The 1,480-nt window shown below is 62.4% G+C and carries 1 protein-coding gene; it reads right to left on the bottom strand.

Going from position 1 to position 1,480, the window contains the following annotated elements; genetic code table 11:
• Window positions 1-23 precede the first annotated feature (23 nt).
• On the bottom strand, window positions 24-1,376 hold the full coding sequence (locus HX815_RS27305) for a tetratricopeptide repeat protein (protein ID WP_177029209.1): 1,353 nt from the start codon (window positions 1,374-1,376) through the stop codon (window positions 24-26).
• Window positions 1,377-1,480: the final 104 nt, after the last annotated feature.

Below are 1,480 nucleotides of genomic sequence, written 5' to 3'. Positions count from 1 at the left end.
GCGGAACCAATACAAGCCATCACCTAAATAACGGATATCCCCCCAATCCGCGCCCGCGCCCGCAGCGCCTCCCCAGGCAACCCCAAAGCCTCATACACCACCACCAAAGCTCGATTCGTCGGCACATCCAGCCCGTCATACCGCCGGCGCAATTCCAGCGTCTGCTGCGCCCCAAGCCAATCCCCAACCCGCAACCGTGCGTCCAGCTCCACCTGCGCAAACAAATCCCGCTGCGCATGACTCCCGCCAATCTCATTCAGCCGCGGCAACGCTATCCCCAGCTGTTCCAACGCCCGCCGGGCATCCCCCCGGGCATGCGCCAACAACCCCTCAGCCAACGGCAACGTCACTTCCCCCCAAACCGGCCGCGCTTCCACACTGTGCCTGCGCAAAGCCGCCAACAACTGATCCGCCTCAGGCTTGCCCGCCCGGGCCAATCCATACAAATACTGCACACTCAAAAATGGCTGTACCGCATCCCCAACCCGACGCTGCAGGTAGGGCGCCAACGCCTGCCACCGCTCACCCACATCAATCCCGGCCAGCTCCAGCCGCGCCAGCAATGACACCGCGCCCACCTGATCCTGGGAGTACTCCGGCAAGATCCCCCACACATGCCGGTCATAAATCTCCAGCACCCGCTGATCCTCCCCGCGCCCCAGATAAAACAACGCGAGATGCCACCAGTTATGGGTGTACATGAACGAGTTAAGGCCGTCCCAGTGCTGCTTCACGCCCTCCAGAAACCCGATGCCTTCCTCGATACGCCCCTGGGTCAGCATCACATGGGCCAATGCGTGATGGGCCCATGGCTCGGACGCCTGCAACCGCAACGCCTCAAGCGCACTGGCCTCGGCTTCCTCCAGCAAATGACACTGCTCATACGCAAACGCCAGTAGCCCGTGACTGTGGGCGATATCCGGCGCGCCGGCGGTGGCTTTCAAACCGATCCGCAGCAGCGCCGGCCAGTTGCCCCGGTTGAATTCCAGGTACTGGTTGAGCTTGGCCGCAAGCAGGTCCCGCGGATAAAGATCCAGCAGATGCTCGCTGAGGCGCAGCACTTCATCCAGCTCGTCGTTGATCCAGGCTTGCAGCACTTGCAGATACACGAGCGCCCGTGGATGCCGGGAATTCACCGCCGCCGCCCGCTGACGGTACTTCTCGGCCAGCACAGGGCCCTCGGGCGACTCGATAAACATCAGCAGCAGGCCGGCAAATCCGTTGGCCAATGCTGAGTCGGGGTCGGCATCGGCGACCGCGAGGATGCCCTCGGCACGGGGCTGATAGCCGAGAAAACCGCCGACGAAATCATCCAGGCCCTGACGGGTGGCGGGGTTGAGGGTGTCGATGGGGTTGCCCAGGTAATCCAGTGACATGCGCTTCAAACTCATGGGTTCAGATAGCGGTTAGACGGGCAAACCTTGTGCCAGTGATGGGTCCCTCAAACTTCAAACCTTACCGTAGCAGCTGCCGAGCCTTG

Source organism: Pseudomonas sp. E6002 (assembly GCF_013385565.1).
Classification (GTDB): Bacteria; Pseudomonadota; Gammaproteobacteria; order Pseudomonadales; family Pseudomonadaceae; genus Aquipseudomonas.
Note: the sequence above shows the minus strand (reverse complement) of the source record. Positions and strands in the feature narration are given on the sequence as shown.